The 21,337-nt window shown below is 72.4% G+C and carries 18 protein-coding genes; 9 read left to right on the plus strand and 9 right to left on the minus strand.

Translation table 11 applies throughout. The features are described from left to right. Nucleotides 1-108 precede the first annotated feature (108 nt). The gene (locus tag LCD31_RS14225) at nt 109-1,095 is read right to left on the minus strand and encodes a triacylglycerol lipase (RefSeq protein ID WP_224977867.1); all 987 of its coding nucleotides are present in this window, start codon (nt 1,093-1,095) and stop codon (nt 109-111) included. A 400-nt stretch (nt 1,096-1,495) separates the two neighbouring features. Between LCD31_RS14225 and LCD31_RS14230 the strand changes: the two genes are divergently transcribed. Next, entirely contained in the window at nt 1,496-2,359 is an 864-nt protein-coding gene (locus tag LCD31_RS14230; protein ID WP_224958643.1) for a LysR family transcriptional regulator, read from the plus strand. Nucleotides 2,360-2,363: 4 nt separating this feature from the next. Here LCD31_RS14230 and LCD31_RS14235 read toward each other — a convergent pair whose 3' ends face one another. Next, the gene (locus LCD31_RS14235) at nt 2,364-2,588 is read right to left on the minus strand and encodes a hypothetical protein (protein WP_224958645.1); all 225 of its coding nucleotides are present in this window, start codon (nt 2,586-2,588) and stop codon (nt 2,364-2,366) included. 284 nt (nt 2,589-2,872) lie between these two features. Here LCD31_RS14235 and LCD31_RS14240 point away from each other — a divergent pair, with 284 nt between their 5' ends. After that, nucleotides 2,873-3,391 carry an RICIN domain-containing protein gene (locus LCD31_RS14240; protein ID WP_224958647.1) on the plus strand — a complete coding sequence of 173 codons (519 nt, stop codon included), beginning with the start codon at nt 2,873-2,875 and terminating at the stop codon, nt 3,389-3,391. Nucleotides 3,392-3,642: 251 nt separating this feature from the next. Here the strand turns inward: LCD31_RS14240 and LCD31_RS14245 are convergent, their stop codons facing one another. Next, a complete protein-coding gene (locus tag LCD31_RS14245) occupies nt 3,643-5,967 on the minus strand; it encodes a pyruvate dehydrogenase (RefSeq protein WP_224958649.1) in 2,325 nt (774 codons plus the stop codon). A gap of 128 nt (nt 5,968-6,095) precedes the next feature. Here LCD31_RS14245 and LCD31_RS14250 point away from each other — a divergent pair, with 128 nt between their 5' ends. Then, entirely contained in the window at nt 6,096-6,602 is a 507-nt protein-coding gene (locus tag LCD31_RS14250; protein ID WP_224958650.1) for an Lrp/AsnC family transcriptional regulator, read from the plus strand. Here LCD31_RS14250 and LCD31_RS14255 read toward each other — a convergent pair. Genes LCD31_RS14255 through LCD31_RS14270 form a run of 4 tightly spaced genes read right to left on the minus strand, consistent with a single transcriptional unit; the run spans nt 6,593 to nt 10,339 of the window. After that, nucleotides 6,593-7,426, minus strand: a complete 834-nt coding sequence (locus LCD31_RS14255; protein ID WP_224958651.1) for a CoA ester lyase — start codon at nt 7,424-7,426, stop codon at nt 6,593-6,595. The genes LCD31_RS14250 and LCD31_RS14255 overlap by 10 nt on opposite strands. Next, nucleotides 7,423-8,589, minus strand: a complete 1,167-nt coding sequence (locus tag LCD31_RS14260; RefSeq protein WP_224958652.1) for an acyl-CoA dehydrogenase family protein — start codon at nt 8,587-8,589, stop codon at nt 7,423-7,425. Before LCD31_RS14260 ends, LCD31_RS14255 begins: the two co-directional genes overlap by 4 nt. Continuing rightward, on the minus strand, nt 8,574-9,803 hold the full coding sequence (locus tag LCD31_RS14265) for a CaiB/BaiF CoA-transferase family protein (RefSeq protein ID WP_224958653.1): 1,230 nt from the start codon (nt 9,801-9,803) through the stop codon (nt 8,574-8,576). Before LCD31_RS14265 ends, LCD31_RS14260 begins: the two co-directional genes overlap by 16 nt. Continuing rightward, nucleotides 9,800-10,339, minus strand: a complete 540-nt coding sequence (locus LCD31_RS14270) for a MaoC family dehydratase (protein WP_224958654.1) — start codon at nt 10,337-10,339, stop codon at nt 9,800-9,802. The genes LCD31_RS14265 and LCD31_RS14270 overlap by 4 nt, the downstream gene beginning before the upstream one ends. Before the next feature lie 207 nt (nt 10,340-10,546). On the opposite strand from LCD31_RS14270, the gene LCD31_RS14275 reads away from it, so the two are divergent. The 4 genes from LCD31_RS14275 (at nt 10,547) to fgd (ending at nt 15,844) form a co-directional block, all read left to right on the plus strand. After that, complete coding sequence (locus LCD31_RS14275) at nt 10,547-11,287, plus strand: FadR/GntR family transcriptional regulator (RefSeq protein ID WP_224958655.1); 741 nt, start codon at nt 10,547-10,549, stop codon at nt 11,285-11,287. A gap of 142 nt (nt 11,288-11,429) precedes the next feature. After that, nucleotides 11,430-12,788 carry an MmgE/PrpD family protein gene (locus LCD31_RS14280; protein WP_224958656.1) on the plus strand — a complete coding sequence of 453 codons (1,359 nt, stop codon included), beginning with the start codon at nt 11,430-11,432 and terminating at the stop codon, nt 12,786-12,788. A gap of 34 nt (nt 12,789-12,822) precedes the next feature. Then, the gene (locus LCD31_RS14285) at nt 12,823-14,157 is read left to right on the plus strand and encodes an MFS transporter (RefSeq protein ID WP_224958657.1); all 1,335 of its coding nucleotides are present in this window, start codon (nt 12,823-12,825) and stop codon (nt 14,155-14,157) included. Nucleotides 14,158-14,836: 679 nt separating this feature from the next. Next, nucleotides 14,837-15,844 carry a glucose-6-phosphate dehydrogenase (coenzyme-F420) gene (gene fgd, locus LCD31_RS14290; protein WP_224958659.1) on the plus strand — a complete coding sequence of 336 codons (1,008 nt, stop codon included), beginning with the start codon at nt 14,837-14,839 and terminating at the stop codon, nt 15,842-15,844. Between the two features lie 170 nt (nt 15,845-16,014). Here fgd and LCD31_RS14295 read toward each other — a convergent pair whose 3' ends face one another. After that, nucleotides 16,015-17,229 (minus strand): serine hydrolase, encoded by a 1,215-nt coding sequence (locus LCD31_RS14295; RefSeq protein ID WP_224958661.1) that lies wholly within the window; start codon nt 17,227-17,229, stop codon nt 16,015-16,017. Between the two features lie 291 nt (nt 17,230-17,520). Between LCD31_RS14295 and LCD31_RS14300 the strand changes: the two genes are divergently transcribed. Both LCD31_RS14300 and LCD31_RS14305 read left to right on the plus strand, forming a co-directional pair. Continuing rightward, nucleotides 17,521-18,924, plus strand: a complete 1,404-nt coding sequence (locus tag LCD31_RS14300; RefSeq protein WP_224958662.1) for an ATP-binding protein — start codon at nt 17,521-17,523, stop codon at nt 18,922-18,924. Further along, nucleotides 18,924-20,873, plus strand: coding sequence for a VWA domain-containing protein (locus LCD31_RS14305; protein ID WP_224958663.1), 1,950 nt, complete (start codon nt 18,924-18,926; stop codon nt 20,871-20,873). The genes LCD31_RS14300 and LCD31_RS14305 overlap by 1 nt, the downstream gene beginning before the upstream one ends. A gap of 7 nt (nt 20,874-20,880) precedes the next feature. On the opposite strand, the gene LCD31_RS14310 is transcribed toward LCD31_RS14305, so the two are convergent. Then, nucleotides 20,881-21,249 carry a VOC family protein gene (locus tag LCD31_RS14310; RefSeq protein ID WP_224958664.1) on the minus strand — a complete coding sequence of 123 codons (369 nt, stop codon included), beginning with the start codon at nt 21,247-21,249 and terminating at the stop codon, nt 20,881-20,883. Nucleotides 21,250-21,337 lie beyond the last annotated feature (88 nt).

Below are 21,337 nucleotides of genomic sequence, written 5' to 3' on the forward strand. Positions count from 1 at the left end.
CCCCGCCCCCCCCCGCCCGGCCCGGGGGGGGGGGCCCCCCCCGGCCGCCCCCCCCCCCCCCCCCGGCGGGGCGCCCCCCCCCCCCCCCCCCCCCCCCGGGCCCGGGAGTCACTTCGGCAGGTCATCACCGATGTGCGTGGCGGCCTTGAACGCCACCTTCAGCGGGGACCAGCCGTTCTCCGTGGTGTGCGGCCCGCCGCCGGCACCGTGGTGCCAGTAGCGCAGGCAGAACCCGCCGGCTCCCTTGGTGGAGCGCAGCGCGCCGTGGCTGATCTCCGGGTCGGAGCACTCGTTCGACCCGTCGCCGTCGAGGTCCTCGTCGAAGCCGTACTTCTGGTGCGCGAAGTACCCCTTGTCGATCGCGGAGGGGTACGAGACGGTTCCGTCCTCAGTGGACCCGGCGAGGCTCCAGTCGATGTCCTTCGCCCACGGGTCGTCCAGGCCGCGGTCGTCCTTCCCCTTCGCGGATTCGTGCAGCTTGTCGATGAACCCGGAGCCGCCGTCCTTCGTCGGCGTCATCTGGTGCCACTGCCTGCTGCACTTCTTCGCCTCGAACTCGTCCTTGGTGCAGCCGTCGCGCAATCCCTGGTGCGGGGTGCCGAGGGTGACGACGTTGCGCACGTCCACCTCCGACGGGAACCCGCTCCAGCCCTCCCGGGTGCCGAGGATCGCGACGCGGGTGATCAGCCCGCCCATCGAGTGCGCGACGATGTCGACCTGCTTCCCCTTCGCCGTGTAGTTCGCGTGGATGTGGTTGGCGAAGTCCTTCGCGATCTCCTGGATGGGCCGGTTCTTGGTGGCCTCCCCGTCGCCGATCACGTCGTCGCAGTGCGCGGAATCGCCCGCGTAGTAGCCGATCGTCCGCAGCGAGCCGCGGTCCCGGCCGCCCGGGTGCTGGTAGTACTCCAGCGCGGTCTTCCAGGTGGAGCTGTTGCAGGACGTCGGCGGGTCGGTGTTGAACCCGTGCACCAGCAGCATCGTCGGCTGCTCGGCCACGGGTGCCGCGTCACCGGCCGCCTGCGCGGTGGCCGGGATGCTCAGGACCAGTCCGGCGGCGAGTGCCGCGGCCGCTCCGCGCCATCGTCGGCTGATCATGTGGATGCTCCTTCCGATCGAGGTCGACGCGGGCCCCAGGTGTTCCCCCGCGTCGCTCCCGACCTCGCGGGCCGCCCGCACCGGCGGGCGTCGCGCCCCCACGGCGATCGGCCGCGAGGTCGGGCCCGGCACGCTAACCCCCGAACCCGCGGCCACGTGGCCGAACGCGCCGAATTGCGCCACCTGGAGCAACGGGGAGCGGCGAGCGCGTCGGTGCTCGGGAGCGCGTCCTCGCACGGCAGCCGGCCGCGGCACCGGGATCGAACCGGACGTCGACGGCGTTCGCCCCGCGGCGGCTTCCCGGAAGGTCCACGAAGGACGGGCCGGCGGCGGTCGAGGAACGCCCCGCCGTGACCACCATCTCGGCGCTCGTCCCGGCGGGTGGCGCTACCGTGGGCCGATGGAGCTGCGGCAGTTGGAGCACTTCCTCGCGGTCGCGCGGCACGGCAGCTTCACCGGGGCGGCGCGCGAGGTGCACGTCGTGCAGTCCGCGCTGAGCGCGTCCGTCCGCAAGCTCGAAGTGGAGCTGGGCTCCGCGCTGTTCGAGCGCACCAGCCGCAAGGTGCTGCTCACCGAGGCGGGCCGCGCGCTGCTGCCGACGGCGCGGCGGATCACCGCCGACGTGGTCGCGGCCCGCGGCGAGGTGGCCGCGGTGCAGGGCCTGTCGCGGGGGCGGGTGTCGATCGGCACCATCCAGACGTTGACGGTGCTCGACCTGCCCGCCGAGCTCGGTGAGTTCCGGCTGCGGTACCCGGGGGTGCGCATCCACGTGCGCGAAGGGATCATGCCGGACCTGGCGAACGCGGTGGTGGCCGGTGAGCTGGACCTGGCGTACGTGGCCGGGGAGGGCCCGTTCGACGCGGAGCTCGTCCGCTTCGGCGAGTGGACCCAGCGCATGGCGTTGGTCTGCCACCCCGGGCACCGGCTGGCCGGTCGCGACCGGGTGCGGCTGACCGAGTGCGGGGACGAACCGTTCGTCGAATTCCTCGGCAGCAGCCTGCAGGCGATGATCGCGCGCGGGTTCGCCGACGCCGGGGTGCGGCTCAACCGGGTCTGCGAGGCCACGCACGTCCCGCTGCTGATCGCCCTGGTGGCGGCGGGGCTCGGGGTGAGCATCGTGCCGGACGTCGTCGCCGAGCGCTCCGGCCTGCCGCACGCGCGGCTGGCGGAACCGGCGCTGGTCCGGCCGATCCGCCTGGTCGGGCGCTCCGCGGAGCTCACCAACCCGGCCGCTCGGGCGCTGCTCGCGCACCTCGTCGGCTGACGGCCTATCCCTCGACTTCCGTTGCGGAGCAGGAAGAACCACGATCCGCCGCGCAGGGTCGAAGACGGGCGGTGGACGCGGGAGCACCGGACCAGGCCAGCAGGCCGGTCGCCGCCAGCAGCGCCAGCAGGGCCAGCAGCTGCGCGCCCGCGAGCCCCAGCGCGAGCGCGAGCAGCAGCGCCCGCGCGGCGAAGCAGCGCATCAACCGGGCCAGATCGCTCGAAGGCATGTCGGGATTCCTCTCGGGGGTGCCGGCGCTCCGGAATGCGTCCGGTGCGCTCGCTCCGAGTGTTCGGCCGATGTCCGCCCCGGTCCAACGACCGTTCTCGATGGCCGCCAGCTGCGGAACAGATGGGTCCTCCCCGATGCGGAATTCGAAGTGTTCATTTCCATTGTCGAACGGCTCCGGAAATCGAACCGTCCGCCCGTTCGTGTGATCGAGTTCCGGTTGCCGGTCGCCGATCAAGATGGTGGCGGCCGGATCGGCTCGCCTACTTCTGGGAAAGGTGTGCCATGCAACGTGTTCTCGTCCGGTTCGGCGTCCTCGCGGCCGCGGTGCTGACCGCGCTGTCCGGAGTGCTCGCCGGTGCGGCCGGTGCGGCGTCCGCGGAATTGCGCATCATCAACTCGGCCACCGATGGGAGCCTGCTCCCGCAGAACTACGGGAACAACTCGAACGACGGAATCTGGATGTACGCGTGGAATTCGGCGAGCACCGCCGACGGTGACCGCTGGTCGGTGGAGAACTCCGGCGGTTACTACCTGATCCGCAACGACAAGACCGGGAAGTGCCTCAAGCCGGGCGGCCAGTACTACGGGAAGACCGCGCTCACCCAGGGCGAGTGCAGGCACGTCCCCGAGTTCCAGTGGTCCCTGCCGAGCAGGTCGTTCGGCGGAAACGAGTACAAGATCGTGTCCCGGTCGACCGAACAGGTCGTGGCGCCGTACTACGGCAACGCGCTCAACGAGGTCGTCGTCTTGGAGCCGAACAGCGACCAGGACAAGAACTGGTGGCTCATCGACGCCGCATGAGTGACCCCGCCGCTCGGTTGCCCCCGGGGGTCGGGTGGCGGACTTCTCAGCGGTTCCCTCGCTGCGGGATCCATTTCTCGTGCAGCACCGCGGCGACATCGCCGTCTTCGCGAGGGAACCGCTGAGAACTCGCGGGGGTCCGGTTTCTCGGGTGGTCGGCGGCTCGACGGCTTCGCCGATGACGGGGAACCGGCGGGACGAGTTCGGGGACCGGATCTCCTCCGCTGTGGATTCGGCCCAGCCGACGTGGATCAGGCCAGCAGGTCGAGCCCGGCTCGGACGATGGTGTCGGTGTCCAGGCCGTGGTGGCGGTAGACGTCCTCCGGGGAACCGGACTGGCCGAAGTCGGTGACGCCGAGGGTGGTGCTCGGCACCCGGTTCACCGTCGCCAGGAACGCGAGGGTGTGCGGGTGCCCGTCGCCGATCGTCACCAGCGGTGCCGCCCGGTGCGCGGGGAACGCCTGGTCCAAGATCCAGCTCGACCCGTCCTGGCGCCCCTGCCGTGCCCGTAGCGCGCGGAACAGCAGGTCGGGGCTGGTCACGCACACCACGTCGGTGTCCACCCCGGCCTGGCCGAGGCGGTCGGCGGCGGCCAGCGCCTCCGGCACGGTCACGCCCATCGCGGCGATGGTGAGCTTCGGGTCCGGGGTGCTGCGCAGCGGGTACGCCCCGGCGACGACCTGCCGCCTGCGGCGTTCCCGCGCCGCCGGATCGGCCGGGACCGCGGCGAGGTTCTGGTCCAGCGGCCGGGTCGACAACCGCAGGTAGGCGGAGGTGCCGCCCGGCTTGCCGAGCTGCGCCAGCGAGGCGAGCAGCGCCCACTCCACGTCCTGCGCGAACGCCGGTTCGTAGCTGGTGCAGCCGGGTTGTTCGAGCCCGATGGACGGGGTCTTCACTGACTGGTGCGCGCCGCCTTCCGGCGCCAGGCTCACCCCGGAGGGCGTGCCGACGAGGATGGACTGACCGCCGCTGTAGATGCCGAACGCCCACGGCTCCAGCGCGCGTTCCACGAACGGGTCGTAGAGCACGCCGATCGGCAGCAGCGGCTCGCCCCACCTGCTCCAGGTCGAGCCGAGCTCGCCCAGCAGCCCCACCAGGTTCGTCTCGGCGATGCCCAGTTCCACGTGCTGGCCGGTGGGTTGTTCCCGCCAGTGCAGGATGGTCTCGGCGTCGTCGGCGAACCAGTCCCGGCGCTGCCGCGAGGACCACACCCCGACCTTGTTCACCCAGCCGCCGAGGTTCGTGGTGGAGCTGACGTCCGGGCACACGGTCACGACGCGCCGCGCCGCCTCCGGGGACTGACGGGTGAGGTCCAGCAGCACCCGTCCCAGCGCGGCCTGCGTGGTCGCGGTGCCGGTGGGGGTGCGGCCGATGTCGAGCGGCAGCGCGGGCGGCGCGGTGGCCGGCACCGGTTCGCGGCGCAGCCGGGCCCCCGCCTCGGCGCACAACCGGCCGGCGGCGGTGCCGGCGTCGAACCGCTGCCACGGCCGGTCCACCTCGGCGCCCAGCCGGGGCGCGAGCTCGGCGAACTGCTCGTGGGTGAGCAGCGAGGAGTGGTTCTGCGGGTGCCCCTCGGTGGGCAGCCCGTGCCCCTTCACGGTGTAGGCGAAGATCACCGTGGGCCGGGTGTCGTCGATCTCGCCGAACACCTCGCCGAGCGCGCCCAGGTCGTGGCCGCCGAGGTTGCGGATCGCGGCCAGCAGCGTCGCGTCGTCCAGCTCGGCGATCAGGGCGCCGATGGCCTCGCGCGCCGGGCCGTCACCGGGCAGCCGGTCCCGCAGCTGCGCGGCGTCGCAGCGCAGCAGCCGCTGGTACTCCGGGTTCGTCATGGTGTCGATGCGGTCCCGCAGCGCGTCGCCGCCGGGCCGGGCGAACAGCTCCTCCAACAGCCGCCCGTACTTGAGCTCCAAGGTCTGCCAGCCCGCGGCGGCGAACATGCCGCGCAGCCGCCCGGCGGCGATGTTCGGCACCACCCGGTCCAGAGATTGCCGGTTGAGGTCGACGACCCACACCAGCTCGCCGAGCTCGGCGACGGCCGGGTCCAGCAGCGCCTCCCACACGGCGCCCTCGTCCAATTCGGCGTCGCCGACGAGGGAGAACTGCCGTCCGGTGCCGCCGCCCCCGGTGGTGGAGCGCACGTAGCGGCGGGCCAGCGCACCCCAGATCGGGGCGGTGGCGCCGATGCCGACGGACCCGGTGGAGTAGTCGACCGGGTCGGGGTCCTTGGAACGGCTCGGATAGCTCTGCAGGCCGCCGAACTCGCGCAGCGTCGGCAGGTAGCGCTCGTCGAGCTCGCCGATGAGGTAGTTGATGGCGTGCAGCACGGGGGAGGCGTGCGGTTTCACCGACACCCGGTCGTCGGGGCCGAGCTCGTGGAACCACAGCGCCGTCATGATCGACACCATCGAGGCGCAGGACGCCTGGTGCCCGCCCACCTTCAGGCCCGAGGGGTTCGGCCGGTTCCGGTTCGCCTCGTGGATGATCGCGGTGGACAGCCACAGCACCCGCCGTTCGATCTCGGCGAGCGCCTCCTGCTCGCGCGTACCGCTGTGCTGGGCGACTGCGTCGTCGGCCATCGGTCGAACTCCTCACGAACCGGGTGACCCGCGGCCACCGCTGGGCATGAATGGTGGGAACTCCACCAACACTTCGTTTTCTGCACAAGTCAGCGCGGCGTGATGCAGCAGAATGCTCAAGTCCGCCCGTGATCGTCCGGAAGGAGCTGAGCAAGGTGCCAAATCAGGACCCGGTCGACGCCGTGGACGCCCGGCTGCTGCTGGCGCTGTCCCGCGCCCCGCGCGCCACGATCAGCGCGCTCGCCGCGGAGACCGGCCTGTCCCGCAACACGGTGCAGAGCCGGGTGAGCAGGTTGGAGGAGCGGGGCGTGCTCGGCTCGTTCGAGCGCCGCGTCGACCCCCGCGCCCTCGGCTACCCGCTGCGCGCGCTGATGACGGTGCAGGTCACGCAGAGCCTGCTGGGGCCGGTGGCCGCGGAGCTGCGCGCCATCCCCGAGGTGCTGGAGGTGGCGGGGATCAGCGGCCCCGCCGACCTGTTCGTGCAGGTCGTCGCCCGCGACACCGATGACCTGTACCGGATCGCCGGACAGGTGCTCGCGATCCCCGGCGTGGAGCGCACCGACACGGCGCTGGTGATGCGCGACCTCGTGGACCACCGGCTCACGCCGCTGCTGGAACGCCGCGCCTACCCGTGACCGGTCGCCAGGTCGGCGGTGGCCAGGTCGAGGACGCGCCGCGCGCGGCGCACCACCGGCGCGTCGATCATGCGGCCGTCCACCACGAGCACGGCCCGGCCGTCGCGTTCGGCGGCGTCGGCGGCCAGCACCACCTTCCGCGCCCGGTCCACCTCGTCGGCGGCGGGGCGCAGCGCGGCGTGCACCCGCGCTACCTGCTTCGGGTGGACGCACATCCGGCCGAAGAACCCGAAGTGCTGCAACCGTCCTGTTTCGGTCGCGTACGAGTCGAGGTCGGCGAGGTCCGCGGACACCGGCGCGGGCGGCGGGTCGAGCCCGGCGGCGGCCGCGGCCGCCACGACGCGGGAGCGCGCCCACCGCAGCGGTTCCGCGTCCACCTCCGGGGAGCAGGTGCCGAGGTCGTCGGCCAGGTCGTACTCGCCGAGGGTCAGCGCCCGCACCTGCGGCACCGCGGCCGATTCCCGCACCCGCCACAGGCCGTCCGCGGTCTCGACGAGCGCCAGCAGCGGAACGTCCACCCGTTCGGCGACGGCCCGCAGCAGCTCCGGCTCGGCCTTGGGCACCACGATCCCCGCGACCGGCAGTCCGGCGAGCGCGGCGAGGTCGGCGGCCAGGTGCTCGTCGCCGTTGACCCGCACCCAGATCCGGCAGGCCCGCACCGGGTCCTCGCGCAGCACCGGGACGAGCTGCTCGCGGGCGGCGGCCTTGCCGTCGACGTGCACCGCGTCCTCCAGGTCGGCGACGGCCGCGTCGGCGGTGTCGGCGGCCCGGCGCAGCCGCTCGGGCCGGTCGGCGGGGCAGAACAGCCAGCTGCGCGTGCTCACCATCCGACCTTCCCCTTCCCGGCGGAGAGGGATTTCGCGATGACGGTGCGCATGATGTCGCTGGTGCCCTCGCCGATGGTCATCAGGATCGAGTCGCGGTAGAGCCGTTCGATCTCGAACTCCGCCGAGTAGCCGTAGCCGCCGTGCACCCGCATCGAGTCCTGCGCGGCCTGCAGCGCGACCTCGGAGGCGAACAGCTTCGCCATCCCGGTCTCCAGGTCGGCGCGTTCGCCGCGGTCGAGCTTGCTGGCCGACCAGTAGGACAGCAGCCGCGCGGCCTGCAGCTGGGTGGCCATCTCGGCGATGCGGATCTGGATGGCCTGGAACTCGGCGATGGGCTTGCCGAAGGCCTTGCGCTCGCCCGCGTAGGACAGCGCCTCGTCGTAGGAGCGCTGCGCGATGCCGAGGCTGCGCCCGGCGATGTTGAGCCGCCCGGTCTCCAGCGCCGAGAGCACCTGCTGCATCCCGCGCCCTTCGACGCCGCCGAGCAGGTTCGCCGCGGGCACCCGCACGTCCTCGAACACGACCTCGCAGGATTCGGTGCCCTTGTAGCCGAGCTTCGGGATGTCCTTGGTGACGGTGAACCCGGGGGTGCCCGCGTCGACGAGCAGCACGCTCATGCCCTTGTGCGCGGGCGAGGCGGTGCGGTCGGTCTTCACCAGCACCGGCAGCGGGTCGGCGTACCGGGCGTTGGTGATCCACATCTTGCTGCCGTTGATGACGTAGTGGTCGCCGTCGCGCTCGGCGGTGGTGCGGATGCCCTGCAGGTCGGTGCCCGCGTCCGGTTCGGTCAGCGCGATGCCGGTGCGGCGCACGCCGGTCGCCAGCTCGGGCAGGTACGTGCGCTTCTGCTCCTCGGTGCCGTGCCTGCTGAGCATCCAGGTGGACACCGAGTGGCTGCCGAGGATGCCCGCCACGCCCATCCAGCCGCGCGCGATCTCCTCGAACACGAGGGTGAACGACACGAAGTCCGCGTCCACCCCGCCGTACTCCTCGGGGATCAGCAGCCCGAACAGGCCGAGGTCGGCCATCTTCGCCACGATCTCGGCGGGGTAGCGGCCTGCGCGCTCCCACTCCTGCGCGACCGGCACGACCTCCGCGTCCACGAAGTCCCGCAGCACCTGCTGGAACTGGGCCTGGTCCTCGTTCAGCTCGAAATCCACGGCGCGTCTCCATTCGCTCCGAAAGCACCTTCGCCGGCCAACCGCTGGAACTCCGCCGCGTCCAGCCCGAGCAGATCGTCCAATGTGGACGAGGTGTGCTCGCCGAGGAAGGGCGCACGCTGGTGGTCGGTCCTGGGCTCACCCGCGCGCACCGGGGAGGCGACCTGCTTGACCTCGCCGAACCGCGGGTGCTCGGTGGTGACGACCATGCCGCGGGCTTCGGTGTGCTCCTCCCGCAACGCCTGCGGGATCGTGTTGATCGGCGCGCACGGGACACCGGCGGCCTCCAGCAGCCCCAGCCACTCGGCGGTGCCGCGCCGCGCCAGCTCCTGCTCGATGAGCCGCACGCAGTCCGCGGAGTGCGCGTAGCGGTCCGAGGTGGTGGCGAACCGCGCTTCGGCGGCCCAGGCGGGGGAGCCGAGCACGTCGACGAACTTCTCCCAGAACTTCTGCTTCGCGCAGCCGATCACGATCCACGAGTCGGCGGTGGGGAAGTTCTGGAACGGCACCAGGCTCGGGTGCGCCGAGTGGTGCGTGCGCTTCGGTTCGAACTCGGCGTTGAGGTGCCAGGTGGCGAGGTAGGTGAGCATGCCGATCGCCGTGTCGTACAGGCTCACGTCGCAGTCCAAGCCGACGCCGTCGCGCCGCGCGCCGTGGATCGCCGACAGCAGCGAGATCGCGGCCACCAGGCCGCCCGAGTAGTCCACCATGGACAGTCCGGACTTGGTGGGCGGCCCGTCCGGCTCGCCGGTCACCGACATCCAGCCGGCCAGGCCCTGCAGCATGTAGTCGTAGCCGGGTTGCTTCGCGCGCGGCCCGGTCATGCCGTAGCCGGACAGCGAGCAGCACACGATCGCCGGGTTCAGGTGCTTGAGGTCGTCGTAGCGGATGCCCATCTTCGCGGGCACGTCACCGCGCAGGTTCGAGTACACCGCGTCGCTGACGCCCACCAGCTTCTCGAAGACCTCGCGGCCGGCGGGGCTGGTGAGGTCGAGCACGACGGAGCGCTTGTTGCGGTTGAACGCCTCGAAGAACAGCGAATCGCCGTCCTCGGCGTACGGCGGGGTCAGGCGGCCGACGTCGCCGCCGAACCGCGGGTCCTCGATCTTGATGACCTCCGCGCCCAGGTCGGCCAGGTGCACCGAGCCGAACGGCCCCGCCCCGTACTGCTCGACGGCGAGGATCCGCACGTCGGCCAGCGGCAGCCGGTTCACCGCGCACCTCCGTCGTCGTCCAGCGACAGCGGGCCGTTCTTGGCGGTGGGGAAGGAGTCGATGGCCTCGGCCTGGTCCCGCTTGTAGATCAGCACGGTGCGGTCGAACGACAGGCACTCGTCGCCCTCGGCGTTGAGCGCGCGGGTGTGCACGTTGACCAGGCCCGCGTACGGGCGCGACTTCGATTCCCGCTTGCCGGTGCAGATCGACTCCCCGTAGAGGGTGTCGCCGACGTAGACGGGGTGGGTGAGCTGGATGTTGTTCATCGCCAGGTTCGCCACCGCCCGCTGGCTGATGTCGCTGACGCTCTGGCCCAGCAGCATCGCGATGGTCAGGCCCGAGTTGACCAGCACCTTCTCGAACGGCGTCTTCGACGCGTAGTGCGCGTCGAAGTGCGCCGGGTGCGTGTTCATCGTGAGCAGGGTGAACCAGGTGTTGTCCGCCTCGCTGATGGTGCGCCCCAGCGGGTGCCGGTAGATGTCTCCGACGACGAAGTCCTCGAAGTAGCGCCCTTGCTGACCTCCGTGCACGGCCACCGCCGCACCTCCTGTTCGTGCCTGTCGCGGACGCGGTCCGGGGGTCGGCCGCCGCGCCGGGAACGCCTCGGAGTATGCGGCCGCCGAGCGCCGCCGCGCAATACGTCAGACAATTGAGTTCCCAGTGTTCCGGCCGGTCCGGTGCGGTCCCGTACGCTGACCGGGAGCGGCCGGAACCCGGTCCGGCGCGAGGAGGAGCGAGGCATCATGGCGGCCACCCGGCCAGGAGGCGGCGAATCCGCGAAGCTGCGGGTGCGCCCGGTGCAGGCGGCGTACCGGCAGGTCGCCGAGCAGCTGCGCGACCAGATCGTCAGCGGCGCGCTGCCCTCCGGGTCGCGGCTGCCCAGCGAGACCGAGCTCGGGAGCATGTTCGGCGTCAGCCGCAGCACCGTGCGCGAGGCGCTGCGCCAGCTCGCCAGCCAGCACCTGATCGACACCACTCGCGGCGTCACCGGCGGCAGCTTCGTGGCCGCCCCGGATGCCGGGCGCATCGCCGACAACCTCGGCGGCAGCCTCGGATTGCTGGTCAACTCGCGCGGCATGTCGGTGGACAACCTGATCGAGGCGCGGCTGCTGCTGGAGCCGCACGCGGCGCGCCTGGCCGCCGAGCGCGCGGACGAGGACGGCCTCGCGGAACTGCGCCGGACCGTCGAGGGCACCGGGCACCTCGATCCGGACGAAGGCTTCACCGTGCACTGGGACTTCCACACCACGCTGGTGTCGATCAGCGGCAACCCGCTGCTGCACGTGATGTGCAGCCCGATCAACGCGGTGCTGCGCGGCCGGATGCACCGGGACCGGATCTCGCGCCCGGCCTGGGACGGCATCGACGAGGACCACGTGAAGATCTACGAGGCGGTCGCCGGTGGCGAGGCCGACATCGCCGAAACCCTGGTGCGCGAACACCTCCTGGGCCTCAAGCCCCTCTACGAACGCATGGAGGACTAGTCCTCCGAGGACTCCTCGAACCGCCTCGGCGAAAACGTCAGACTTTTGTCTTGTGGTGGCGCGGTGGGTGGTTGCACACTGTGCGGGCCGGATGCGGCCGCGCATCCGCCGGGTCATCAATGACGAGGCCGAGGAGGCGCCCATGCCTGCCATCGCGGACGTGCTCGGGGAATTCGCCGCGCGCACCACGCTGCGGGACGTACCCGACGAAGTGCTGCGCCGCGCACGGCACCTCGCGCTCGACTCCGTCGGCGTCGCCTTGGCCGCGGTCGACGAGGAGTTCACCCGGCGCGCCCGGCGCGCCGCCGCCGAACTCGGTCCCGGCGACCAGCCGGTCATCGGGCTCCCGGACCGGCTCGCCCTGCGCGAAGCCGCCCTGCTCAACGCGGTTCTGGTGCACGGCCTCGACTTCGACGACACGCACCTGCCCGCGGTCACCCACGTCTCGGCGAGCGCGCTGCCGGTGAGCATCGCCGCCGCCCTCAAGCACCGGCGCTCCGCCGAGGACCTGCTGCTGGCCTACGTCCTCGGCATCGAGATCACCGCGCGGGTGGGCACCGTCGCGCACGGCGGTTTCCACGCGGGCGGCTTCCACCCCACCGGACTCGCCGGGGCCTTCGGGTCCGCGGTGAGCGCGGGGAAGCTGGCCGGGCTGGACGCCGACGGCATCGCCGAAGCGCAGCGGATCGTCGGCTCGATGGCCTCGGGCATCTTGGAATTCCTCGCCGACGGCGCGTGGACCAAGCGGCTGCACCCCGGGTGGGCGGCGACCAGCGCGCTCACCGCCGCCTCCTTCGCCGCCGTCGGCTGGCCCGGGCCCGAGCAGGTCTACGAGGGGCGATACGGGCTCTACGCCACGCACCTCGGCCCGGACGGCTGGGACGCCACCGAAGCGCTCGACGGGCTCGGCGAACGCTGGGAACTGCTGGCCACCGCGGTGAAGCCGTACCCGAGCTGCCACTTCACCCACGCGTTCGCCGACGCGATCCTGCACCTGAAGCAGGCCGAGGGCTTCAGCGCCGCCGAGGTCGACGTGGTGCGCTGCCACATCCACGAGACGCCCGCCGCCGCCGTGTGCGAGCCGATCGAGCGCAAGCGCGCTCCGCAGGACGACTACGACGCCAAGTTCAGCCTCCCGTTCATCGCCGGGGCCTGCCTGGCCCGCGACCGGCTCACCCTCGCCGAGTTCACCGACGAAGCGTTGGCGGACCAGGAGATCCTGCGCCTCGCGCAGCGCGTGGAGATCGCCGACGATCCGAACAGCCGCTTCCCGCAGGCCTATTCGGCCGAAGTGGAGATCGTGCTCACCGGCGGACGCAGGCTGCACCGCCGCGAGGACGTCAACCGCGGCCACACCGAACGCCCGCTGTCCGATGCGGACATTCGCGCGAAGTTCGCCGACAACCTCGGGGGCGACGCCCGGTCCACGATGGACCACGTGCTGGCGATCGGCGGCGCGGGCGGCGCGGCCGACTACGCCGAAGCCCTGCGCGCGGCCTGACCCTCCCCACCCCTCACCCCTAGGCGGTACCCCCATGTCCGGAACGGCCGCGGAACCCGCGTGCGCGAACAGACCCGCCACCGCAGGACGTCCGCTGTCGGCGGCCCGCATCGCCGGCTCGTCGTTGCTCGGCACGCTCATCGAGATCTTCGATTTCATCATCTACTCCTTCATGGCGGCGTTGGTGTTCGGGCCGCTGTTCTTCCCCGGCGCCTCCCCGTGGATGGGCACGCTCGCCGCGCTCGCCACGCACGCCGTCGCGTTCGGGATGCGCCCGTTGGGCGCGCTGCTGTTCGGCAAGCTCGGCGACAGCCGCGGCAGGCGCACCGCGCTGCTGACCTCGATGCTCGTGATGGGCGGTTCGACCGTCGCCATCGGACTGCTGCCGCCGTTCGCGGTCGCCGGGTTCTGGGCGCCGGTGCTGCTGGTCGTCTGCCGCCTGCTGCAGGGCCTCGCCGTCGGCGGCGAGTGGGGCGGGGCGGTGCTCGTCGCCGTCGAACACGCCCCGGCGAAGCGGAAGTCGCTCTACGGCGCGTTCGTGCAGCTGGGCACGGTGCTCGGCATCGGGCTGGCCAGCTCGGTGATCCTGGTGGTGAACCTGTGGGTCAGCGAGGACGCGTTCCTGTCCTGGGCGTGGCGGCTGCCGTTCCTGGCCAGCGCGCTGCTCATCGCGCTCGGCCTGGTGCTGCGCAGGCGCCTGGAGGAGACCCCCGCGTTCCTCGCGGAACTCGCCGAGCGGGAGAGCGGGCAGCGCAGCGCCCGGCCCACGGTGCGCGCGGTGTTCCGCGACCACGGGCTCGCGCTGCTGGCCGGATCGCTGATGTGGTCGGCGTCCTGCTCCTTCCTGTACGTGCTGATGACCGGGCTGGTGGCGTACACGAAGCAGTACGTGCCCGCGCTCAGCGCGGTGGACGTGCAGCTGGGCCTGGTGCTCGCCTCGCTGCTGCTGGTCGTGCTGACGGTGGTGTTCGCGGTGCACGCGGACCGGTGGGGCCGGGAACGGCTCACCGCGGGGTCCGGGATCGTGCTGGTGCTGTGGGCCTTCCCGGCATTCTGGCTGATCGACGGCGGCGGGTTCGGCGCGATGCTGCTGGCGATGCTCGTCGGCACGCTCTGCTACGCGGCGTTCAACGGTGCGGTGCCCTCGCTGCTGTCCGAGTTGTTCCCGGTGGACGCCCGCTACACCGGCACCGGGCTGTGCATCTCGTTCGGCACGGCCGTCGCGGGCGGGCTGCTGCCGATCGGCGCGCTGGCACTGGTCGGTTCGTCCGGCGGTTCCTCGGTGCCGCTGTCGTTGACCCTGGTGCTGTGCGGGGTGCTCACGGTGCTCGGGATCGTGCTGGCTCGGCGGCTTCCCCGGTACCGCTGAGCCCGGGAGCTCGGCTCGTCCCGCGCGCTCGGGCCGGGCCGGGGATGCCGGCGGCCCCTCCGGTGCCTCGCGCCGGTACGACCGCGGTGCTCGGCCGCGCGCCGGGCACCGCGGTCCGCGCGGAGGAGCCGCCGGCCATCCGGTCGCGGAGCGGATCCGTTCCACCGCAACGGGTGCCGGTGCCGCACCCGCCGTCGTCGCGCGAGCGCGGACGGTGAGCACCGCGGCGGCGCTGTGATCGGTTCCACAGCACGCGGCCGTGCTCGCCGCCCGGGCGCGCCGCCGCTCGTGACACCCTGTGGGACTGTCCGAACAAGCGCATCCGGCGCCGCTGAAAGGCCACCATGACCCGGTTCCCGCCCGTCGACCGAACCGCGGCACCCCCGCGCGCCGCCCGGACGGCCGGAGCCCTGGTGGCCGCCACGCCCGGACCCGCGCGGAATAGGGTGCGCGGCGAAGCGGTTGCGGAGTGATGTGGTCGGTGTCGTGCCGCATCGACCGATCCGCGCCGGAGGTCCGCCGCAGCGGACCGGTCGGCGCCGGTCCCGACGCGTTCGAGGTCGTCGCGCCCGCACGGCGCTGCGAGGACCCGCGCGACGGCGCTCCGACCCGCGGCGTTCAACGACGAGTGCCACGAAGTTCCCGTGACCGTGGCGATGGGTGAGGTAAGCGAACCAGCATGAGCATCAAGATCGGGTACAAGGCCTCCGCCGAGCAGTTCGCCCCGCGCGATCTGGTGGAGTTCGCGGTGCAGGCCGAGGAGAACGGCCTGGACAGCGTGATGGTCTCCGACCACTTCCAGCCGTGGCGGCACAACCAGGGCCACGCGCCGTTCGCCCTGTCCTGGATGAGCGCCGTCGGCGAGCGCACCTCGCGCGTCCAGCTGGGCACCAGCGTGCTCACCCCGACGTTCCGCTACGAGCCCGCCGTGGTGGCGCAGGCGTTCGGCACGCTCGGGTCGCTGTACCCGGGCCGGGTCATGCTCGGCGTCGGCACCGGTGAGGCGCTGAACGAGACCGCGGTGACCGCCCGCGAGTGGCCCGAGTTCAAGGAGCGGTTCCGCCGCTTCCGCGAGGCCATCGACCTCATCCGCACCCTGTGGCGGGAGGACCGGGTCAGCTACGAGGGCGAGTACTACCGCACCTCCAACGCCACCATCTACGACCGCCCCGAAGGCGGGGTGCCGATCTACGTGGCCGCGGGCGGGCCGATGGTCGCCAAGTACGCGGGCCGCGTCGGCGACGGCTTCATCTGCACCAGCGGCAAGGGCATGGAGCTCTACACCGACAAGCTGCTGCCCGCGGTGGAGGCCGGTGCGGAGGCCGGCGGCAAGAACGCCGCCGACATGGAGAAGATGATCGAGATCAAGCTCTCCTACGACCCGGATCGCGAGCGCGCCCTGCAGAACACCCGGTTCTGGGCGCCGCTGTCGCTGCCCGCCGAGGTCAAGCACAGCCTGGCGGATCCGGAGGAGATGGAGAAGGCTGGCGAGGAACTGCCGATCGAGCAGGTCGCGACCCGCTGGATCGTGGCCTCCGATCCGGAAGAAGTGCTCGCCGAGGTGAAGGCCTACCTGGACGCCGGTTTCGACCACCTGGTGTTCCACGCGCCGGGATCGGATCAGACGCGGTTCTTGGAGACGTTCGGAGCAGACGTAGCACCGCGCCTGCGTGAACTCGCCGGCTGAGGTTTTCCGGCTCCTTCTTCGGAGGGGGTGGGTGGCGGAACCTCAGCGGGATTCTCGCGAGGACAGCTTTTTCCCTCGTGGCGGAGCCACTCGGGAAAAAGATCCCGCAGCGAGAATCCCGCTGAGGTTCCGCCACCCGCCCCGCAAAGCAGAGCGAGCAGAACCTCGCCTCAGTCTACCAGCGCTTGGTAGACGAGCTGGTGCAGCTGGGAGCGGATCGGGTGGGTGCCGGACGGGATGAGCTGGGTGAAGAACTGCACCGTGAGCTCCTCCGCCGGGTCCACCCAGAACGCGGTGCTCGCCATCCCGCCCCAGGACAGCTCGCCCGGCGTGGAGATGACGTGCGAGGCGACCGGGTCCTCGACGACGGCGAAGCCGAGCCCGAAGCCCTTGCCCGCGTTGGCGACCTCGGAGAACGACCCGTTCGCGATCTGGTCCAGGTGCGCGCCGCCGGGCAGGTGGTTGCGGCCCATGTAGCGCACCGTCCGGTCGCTGAGCAGCCGCACCCCGTCCAGCGCCCCGCCGCCGAGCAGCATGCCGGTGAACCGGTGGTAGTCGTGGGCGGTGGACACCAGCCCGCCACCGCCGGACAGCGCGCGCGGCGCGGCGGTCGGCGGCGAGTTCTTCGGCACGGTGGCCTTGCCCGCGGAGTCGGCGAGGTACAGCGCGGCGAGCCGGTCCTTGTCCTCCGGCGGCACCTCGAACCCGGTGTCGGTCATGCCGAGCGGTTCGAAGATGCGGGTGCGGAAGAACTCGTCGAGCCCCATGCCGGAGGCCACTTCGACGACGCGGCCGAGCACGTCGGTGGACACCCCGTAGTTCCAGGAGCTGCCTGGTTCGAACAGCAGCGGCATCGCCGCGTAGTCGTCGCACACGCCCGCCAGGTCCTGGTCGGGGGTGCCGAACTCGTAGCCGGTGCGCCGGTAGATCTCGTCGACCGGGTTGAGCCGGTTGAAGCCGTAGGTGAGCCCCGAGGTGTGGGTGAGCAGGTGCCAGATCCGCACCGGTTCGGTCGCGGGCCGGGTCTGCGGGGCGCGGGCGGGGCCGCCGGTGTAGACGCGCTGCTCGGCGAAGGAGGGGATGAGGCTGCTGACCGGGTCGGTGAGCTCGAAGGCGCCCTCTTCGTGGAGCATCATGGCCGCGACCGAGGTGATCGGCTTCGTCATCGAGTAGATCCGGAAGATCGTGTCGTCCTCGATGGGGGCGCCCGTGGTGATGTCCCGCTTCCCGTGCGAGCTGAAGTGCGCGACGACGCCGCGCCGGGCGATGAGCAGCTGCCAGCCGGGGAGCCTGCCGTCGTCGACGTACGCCGCGAAGTGGCGGTCGATGCGCTGGAGGCGTTCGGGGTCGAAGCCCGCCTGGACGGGGTCGGTCTGCAGCTGCACGTGATCATTCTCCTCTGCTGGGGCCGTCACCTTTCTACTCGCCGGTACCGCAGCGGTGCCAGCGTGTTCCCCCGCACGTCGTCGCGCTGCGCGACCGCGGCGTCACCGCCGGCGAGCGGCGCGGGCGCGCCACGCGCGGGGCGCCGGGCGGTTTCCGCGCGGCTTCCCGGCGGACGGCGGGCCGCTGATCACCGGAATCGTCCGCACCGGCGGGAAACCCGTTGGCACGACGGTGTTTCCCGTGCTGAGACGTGTTCGCGGCGACCGGGCGGAGCGAGTAGCGTCGAACGGGTGACGAACTCTCGGACCCCACCTCCTGGGCTGCCCGGCACGGCGGGGGAGCTGCGTGCCAGCGGACACCTGCCGTACAGCGTGAAGGTCGAGGTGCGCCGCAACCTGCTGACCGCGCTGCGCTCGGGGAATCCGCTGTGGCGGGGCATCGTCGGCTTCGAGCGCACCGTGCTGCCGCAGCTGGAGCGCGCGCTGATCGCGGGCCACGACGTGGTGCTGCTCGGCGAGCGCGGGCAGGGCAAGACGCGGCTGCTGCGCGGGCTGACGGCGCTGCTGGACGAGTGGACGCCGGTGATCCCCGGCTCCGAACTGGACGAGCACCCGCTGGAGCCGATCACCCCGACCTCGATCCGCCGCGCCGCCGAGGAGGGCGACGCGCTGCCCGTCGCGTGGCGGCACCGCGAGGACCGCTACGTCGAGAAGCTGGCCACCCCGGACACGGCGGTCGGTGACCTCATCGGCGACGTGGACCCGGTGAAGGTCGCGGAAGGACGGTCCCTGGGGGACCCGGAGACCATCCACTTCGGACTGGTGCCGCGGGCGCACCGCGGCATCGTGACCATCAACGAGCTGCCCGACCTGGCCGAGCGGATCCAGGTGGCGCTGCTGAACGTGATGGAGGAGCGGGACGTGCAGGTCCGCGGCTACAGCCTGCGGCTGCCGCTGGACGTGCTGCTGGTGGCCACGGCGAACCCGGAGGACTACACCAACCGCGGCCGGATCATCACCCCGCTCAAGGACCGCTTCGGCGCGGAGATCCGCACCCACTACCCGGCGGAGCTGGACGACGAGGTCTCGCTGATCCGGCAGGAGGCGCTGCTGGAGGCGGAGGTCGGCGACCACCTGCTGGAGGTGCTGGCCCGCTTCGTGGGGCACCTGCGGGAGTCCTCGGCGGTCGACCAGCGCTCCGGGGTGTCGGCGCGGTTCGCGATCGCGGCGGCCGAGACGGTGTCCGCGGCGGCGCTGCACCGGGCGGCGCTGACCGGGGAGGAACCCGCGGTGGCGCGGCCGGTGGACCTGGACGCGGTGCCGGGCGTGCTGCGCGGCAAGCTGGAGTTCGAAGCGGGCGAGGAGGGGCGCGAGGACGAGGTCCTCGGCTACCTGCTGCGCCGTTCGGTCGCCGACACGGCCCGCGGCCTGTTCGCCGGGCTGGACCTGAGTTCGCTGATCTCGGCCGTCACCGGCGGGCACCAGGTCGCCACCGGTGAACGGGTGGCGGGCGCCGACGTGCTGCGGGCGCTGCCGGAACTGCCGGTGCTGCACCAGGTCGCCGAACGGCTGGACGTGCGCGCCGGGGATCCGGTCGGGCGCATCGCGAGCGCGGTGGAGCTGGCGCTGGAAGCGCTGTACCTGGCGAAGAAGCTGGCCAAGGACACCGACGAGCAGCGGTCGGTGTACGGCTGATGCCGCGGTTCCGGTACGGCGCCTGGCACGGCGGTTCCGATCCGCTGGAGCCGCCGGTGGACCTGCGTTCCGCGCTGGACCAGATCGGCCGGGACGTGATGGAGGGCGCGTCACCCCGCTCGGCGCTGGAGGAACTGCTACGCACCGGGACCCGCGGCACCGCGGGCCTCGACGAGCTGACCCGCCGGCTGTGGCAGCGCCGCAGCGAGTTGCAGCGCAGGCACAACCTGGACGGCACGGTGCAGGAGGTGCGCAGGCTGCTGGACCGCGCCCTGGAGCAGGAGCGCACCGCGCTGGCCGCCGAGGACGGCGAGGACGCCCGGTTCCGGGAACTGCGGCTGGGCGCGCTGCCGCCGGACGCGGGCGGTTCGGTGCGCGAGCTCGCCGAGTACGACTGGCGCTCGTCCGACGCGCGCGAGACGTTCCAGGAGATCCAGCGGATGCTGGGCGGCGAACTCCTCGAACAGCGCTTCCAAGGCATGAAGGAGGCGTTGCAGGGGACCTCGCCGGAGGACGTGGAGCGGGTCCGGGCGATGCTCGACGACCTCTCCGAGCTGCTGGCCGCGCACGCCCGCGGCGACGCCGACGTGCCGGAGCGGTTCGAGCGCTTCATGGCCGAGCACGGCGAGTTCTTCCCGGAGAACCCGCGCGACGTGGACGAACTGGTCGACGCGCTGGCGGCGCGGTCCGCGGCGGCGCAGCGGATGCTGAACTCGATGAGCGAGCAGCAGCGCGCCGAACTGGCCGAGCTGTCCCGGCAGGCGTTCGGCGACCCGCGCATCGGCGAGGCGCTGAACCGGATGGACCGGCAGCTGCGCTCGCTGCGCCCCGGCGAGGACTGGTCCGGTCGTGGCCGGTTCCGCGGCGACCAGCCGATGGGGCTGGCGGAGGCCACCGAGGCGATGGCCGAACTCGGTGAGCTGGAGCAGCTGGCCGAGCAGCTCGGCCAGTCCTACCCGGGCGCGAGCCTGCAGGACATCGACCTGGAGGCGCTGGAACGGCAGCTCGGCGAACGGGCCGTGGTGGACGCGCGGCGGCTCGCCGACATCGAGAAGCAGCTGCGCGGGCAGGGCCTGCTGCAGCGCGGCCCGGACGGGAACCTGCGGCTGAGCCCGCGCGCGATGCGCAGGCTCGGCGAAACGGCCCTGCAGTCGGTGGTCTCGCAGCTGCGCTCCCGCAAGGGCGACCGCGACACCGACCGGGCCGGCGCGGCGGGGGAGCTCACCGGGACCACCCGGCCGTGGGCGTACGGCGACACCGAGCCGTGGGACGCGGTCCGCACCGTGCGCAACTCGGTGCTGCGGCGCGCGGCGGCGGGCCCGGCGGCACCGCGGCTGCACTTGGACGACCTGGAGGTCGCCGAGACCGAGCAGCGGTCCCGGGCGGCGGTGGCGCTGTGCGTGGACACCTCGTGGTCGATGGTGCAGGACGGCCGCTGGGTGCCGATGAAGCGCACCGCGCTGGCGTTGAACCACCTGGTCGCCACCCGGTTCCGCTCGGACGCGCTGCAGCTGGTCACCTTCGGCCGCTACGCGTCCACTGTGGACGTGGGGGAGCTGGCGGCGCTGGAGGGCACCTGGGAGCAGGGCACCAACCTGCACCACGCGCTGCTGCTGGCGGGCAGGCACGTGCGGCGGCATCCGGACGCGCAGCCGGTGGTGCTGGTCGTGACCGACGGCGAACCGACCGCGCACCTGGAACCCGACGGCGAAGCCGTGTTCCAGTACCCGCCGACCCCGCGCACCCTCGGCGTCACGCTGTCCGAAGTGGACTCGTTGCACCGGTTGGGCGCGACGCTCAGCGTGTTCATGCTCGGCGACGACCCCCGCCTGGAGGCGTTCGTCGACGTCGTCGCCCGCCGCGGCGGTGGCCGGGTCGTCGCCCCCACCGCGGACGGGCTCGGCGCGGCGGTCGTCGGCGACTACCTCCGCACCAAGCGGCGGCGCTGACGGGGCCTCAGAGGTACGGGCTGGTGAGCAGTTCCACGAAGTGGCCCGACGGGTCCAGCAGGTAGACGCCGCGGCCGCCGTGGCCGGTGTTGATCTCACCGGGACGGGTGCGCTGCGGATCGGCCCAGTGGTCCCGGTCGGCGATCCGCGCGCGGGCGCGGTCGAAGTGCGCGTCGTCCAGCAGGAAGGCGTAGTGCTGCGGCGGGAAGTCCACCGGCGGGGCGGCGAACTGGAGCAGGACGCCGTCGGTGAGCCGGACGTTGACGAACGGGCCCCACGACGGGGCCTCGTCGGCTTCGAGCAGGTCCCGGTAGAACTCGGCCATCTCGGCCGGGTCCGTCGAAGCGATGATCGTGTGGTCGAAGCGGGCTGCCACGGTCCTCCTCGGTCGGTGCGGGTGACGTCGAGTGCACTCGCCGACGAGGGGGCGCGCGGATCAGCCGCCGACCAGGTGGCCGTCCCGG

Origin of the sequence: Saccharopolyspora sp. 6M (genome assembly GCF_020176775.1) — a bacterium.
Classification (GTDB): domain Bacteria; phylum Actinomycetota; class Actinomycetes; order Mycobacteriales; family Pseudonocardiaceae; genus Saccharopolyspora_C; species Saccharopolyspora_C gregorii.

Bases quoted from the DNA above. Each gene is read 5' to 3' on its own strand.
- LCD31_RS14240 (WP_224958647.1), top strand. From the start codon at position 2,873: ATGCAACGTGTTCTCGTCCGGTTCGGCGTCCTCGCGGCCGCGGTGCTG.
- fgd (WP_224958659.1), top strand. From the start codon at position 14,837: ATGAGCATCAAGATCGGGTACAAGGCCTCCGCCGAGCAGTTCGCCCCG.
- LCD31_RS14230 (WP_224958643.1), top strand. From the start codon at position 1,496: ATGGAGCTGCGGCAGTTGGAGCACTTCCTCGCGGTCGCGCGGCACGGC.
- LCD31_RS14245 (WP_224958649.1), bottom strand. From the start codon at position 5,967: ATGGCCGACGACGCAGTCGCCCAGCACAGCGGTACGCGCGAGCAGGAG.
- LCD31_RS14305 (WP_224958663.1), top strand. From the start codon at position 18,924: ATGCCGCGGTTCCGGTACGGCGCCTGGCACGGCGGTTCCGATCCGCTG.
- LCD31_RS14235 (WP_224958645.1), bottom strand. From the start codon at position 2,588: ATGCCTTCGAGCGATCTGGCCCGGTTGATGCGCTGCTTCGCCGCGCGG.
- LCD31_RS14275 (WP_224958655.1), top strand. From the start codon at position 10,547: ATGGCGGCCACCCGGCCAGGAGGCGGCGAATCCGCGAAGCTGCGGGTG.
- LCD31_RS14225 (WP_224977867.1), bottom strand. From the start codon at position 1,095: ATGATCAGCCGACGATGGCGCGGAGCGGCCGCGGCACTCGCCGCCGGA.
- LCD31_RS14285 (WP_224958657.1), top strand. From the start codon at position 12,823: ATGTCCGGAACGGCCGCGGAACCCGCGTGCGCGAACAGACCCGCCACC.
- LCD31_RS14280 (WP_224958656.1), top strand. From the start codon at position 11,430: ATGCCTGCCATCGCGGACGTGCTCGGGGAATTCGCCGCGCGCACCACG.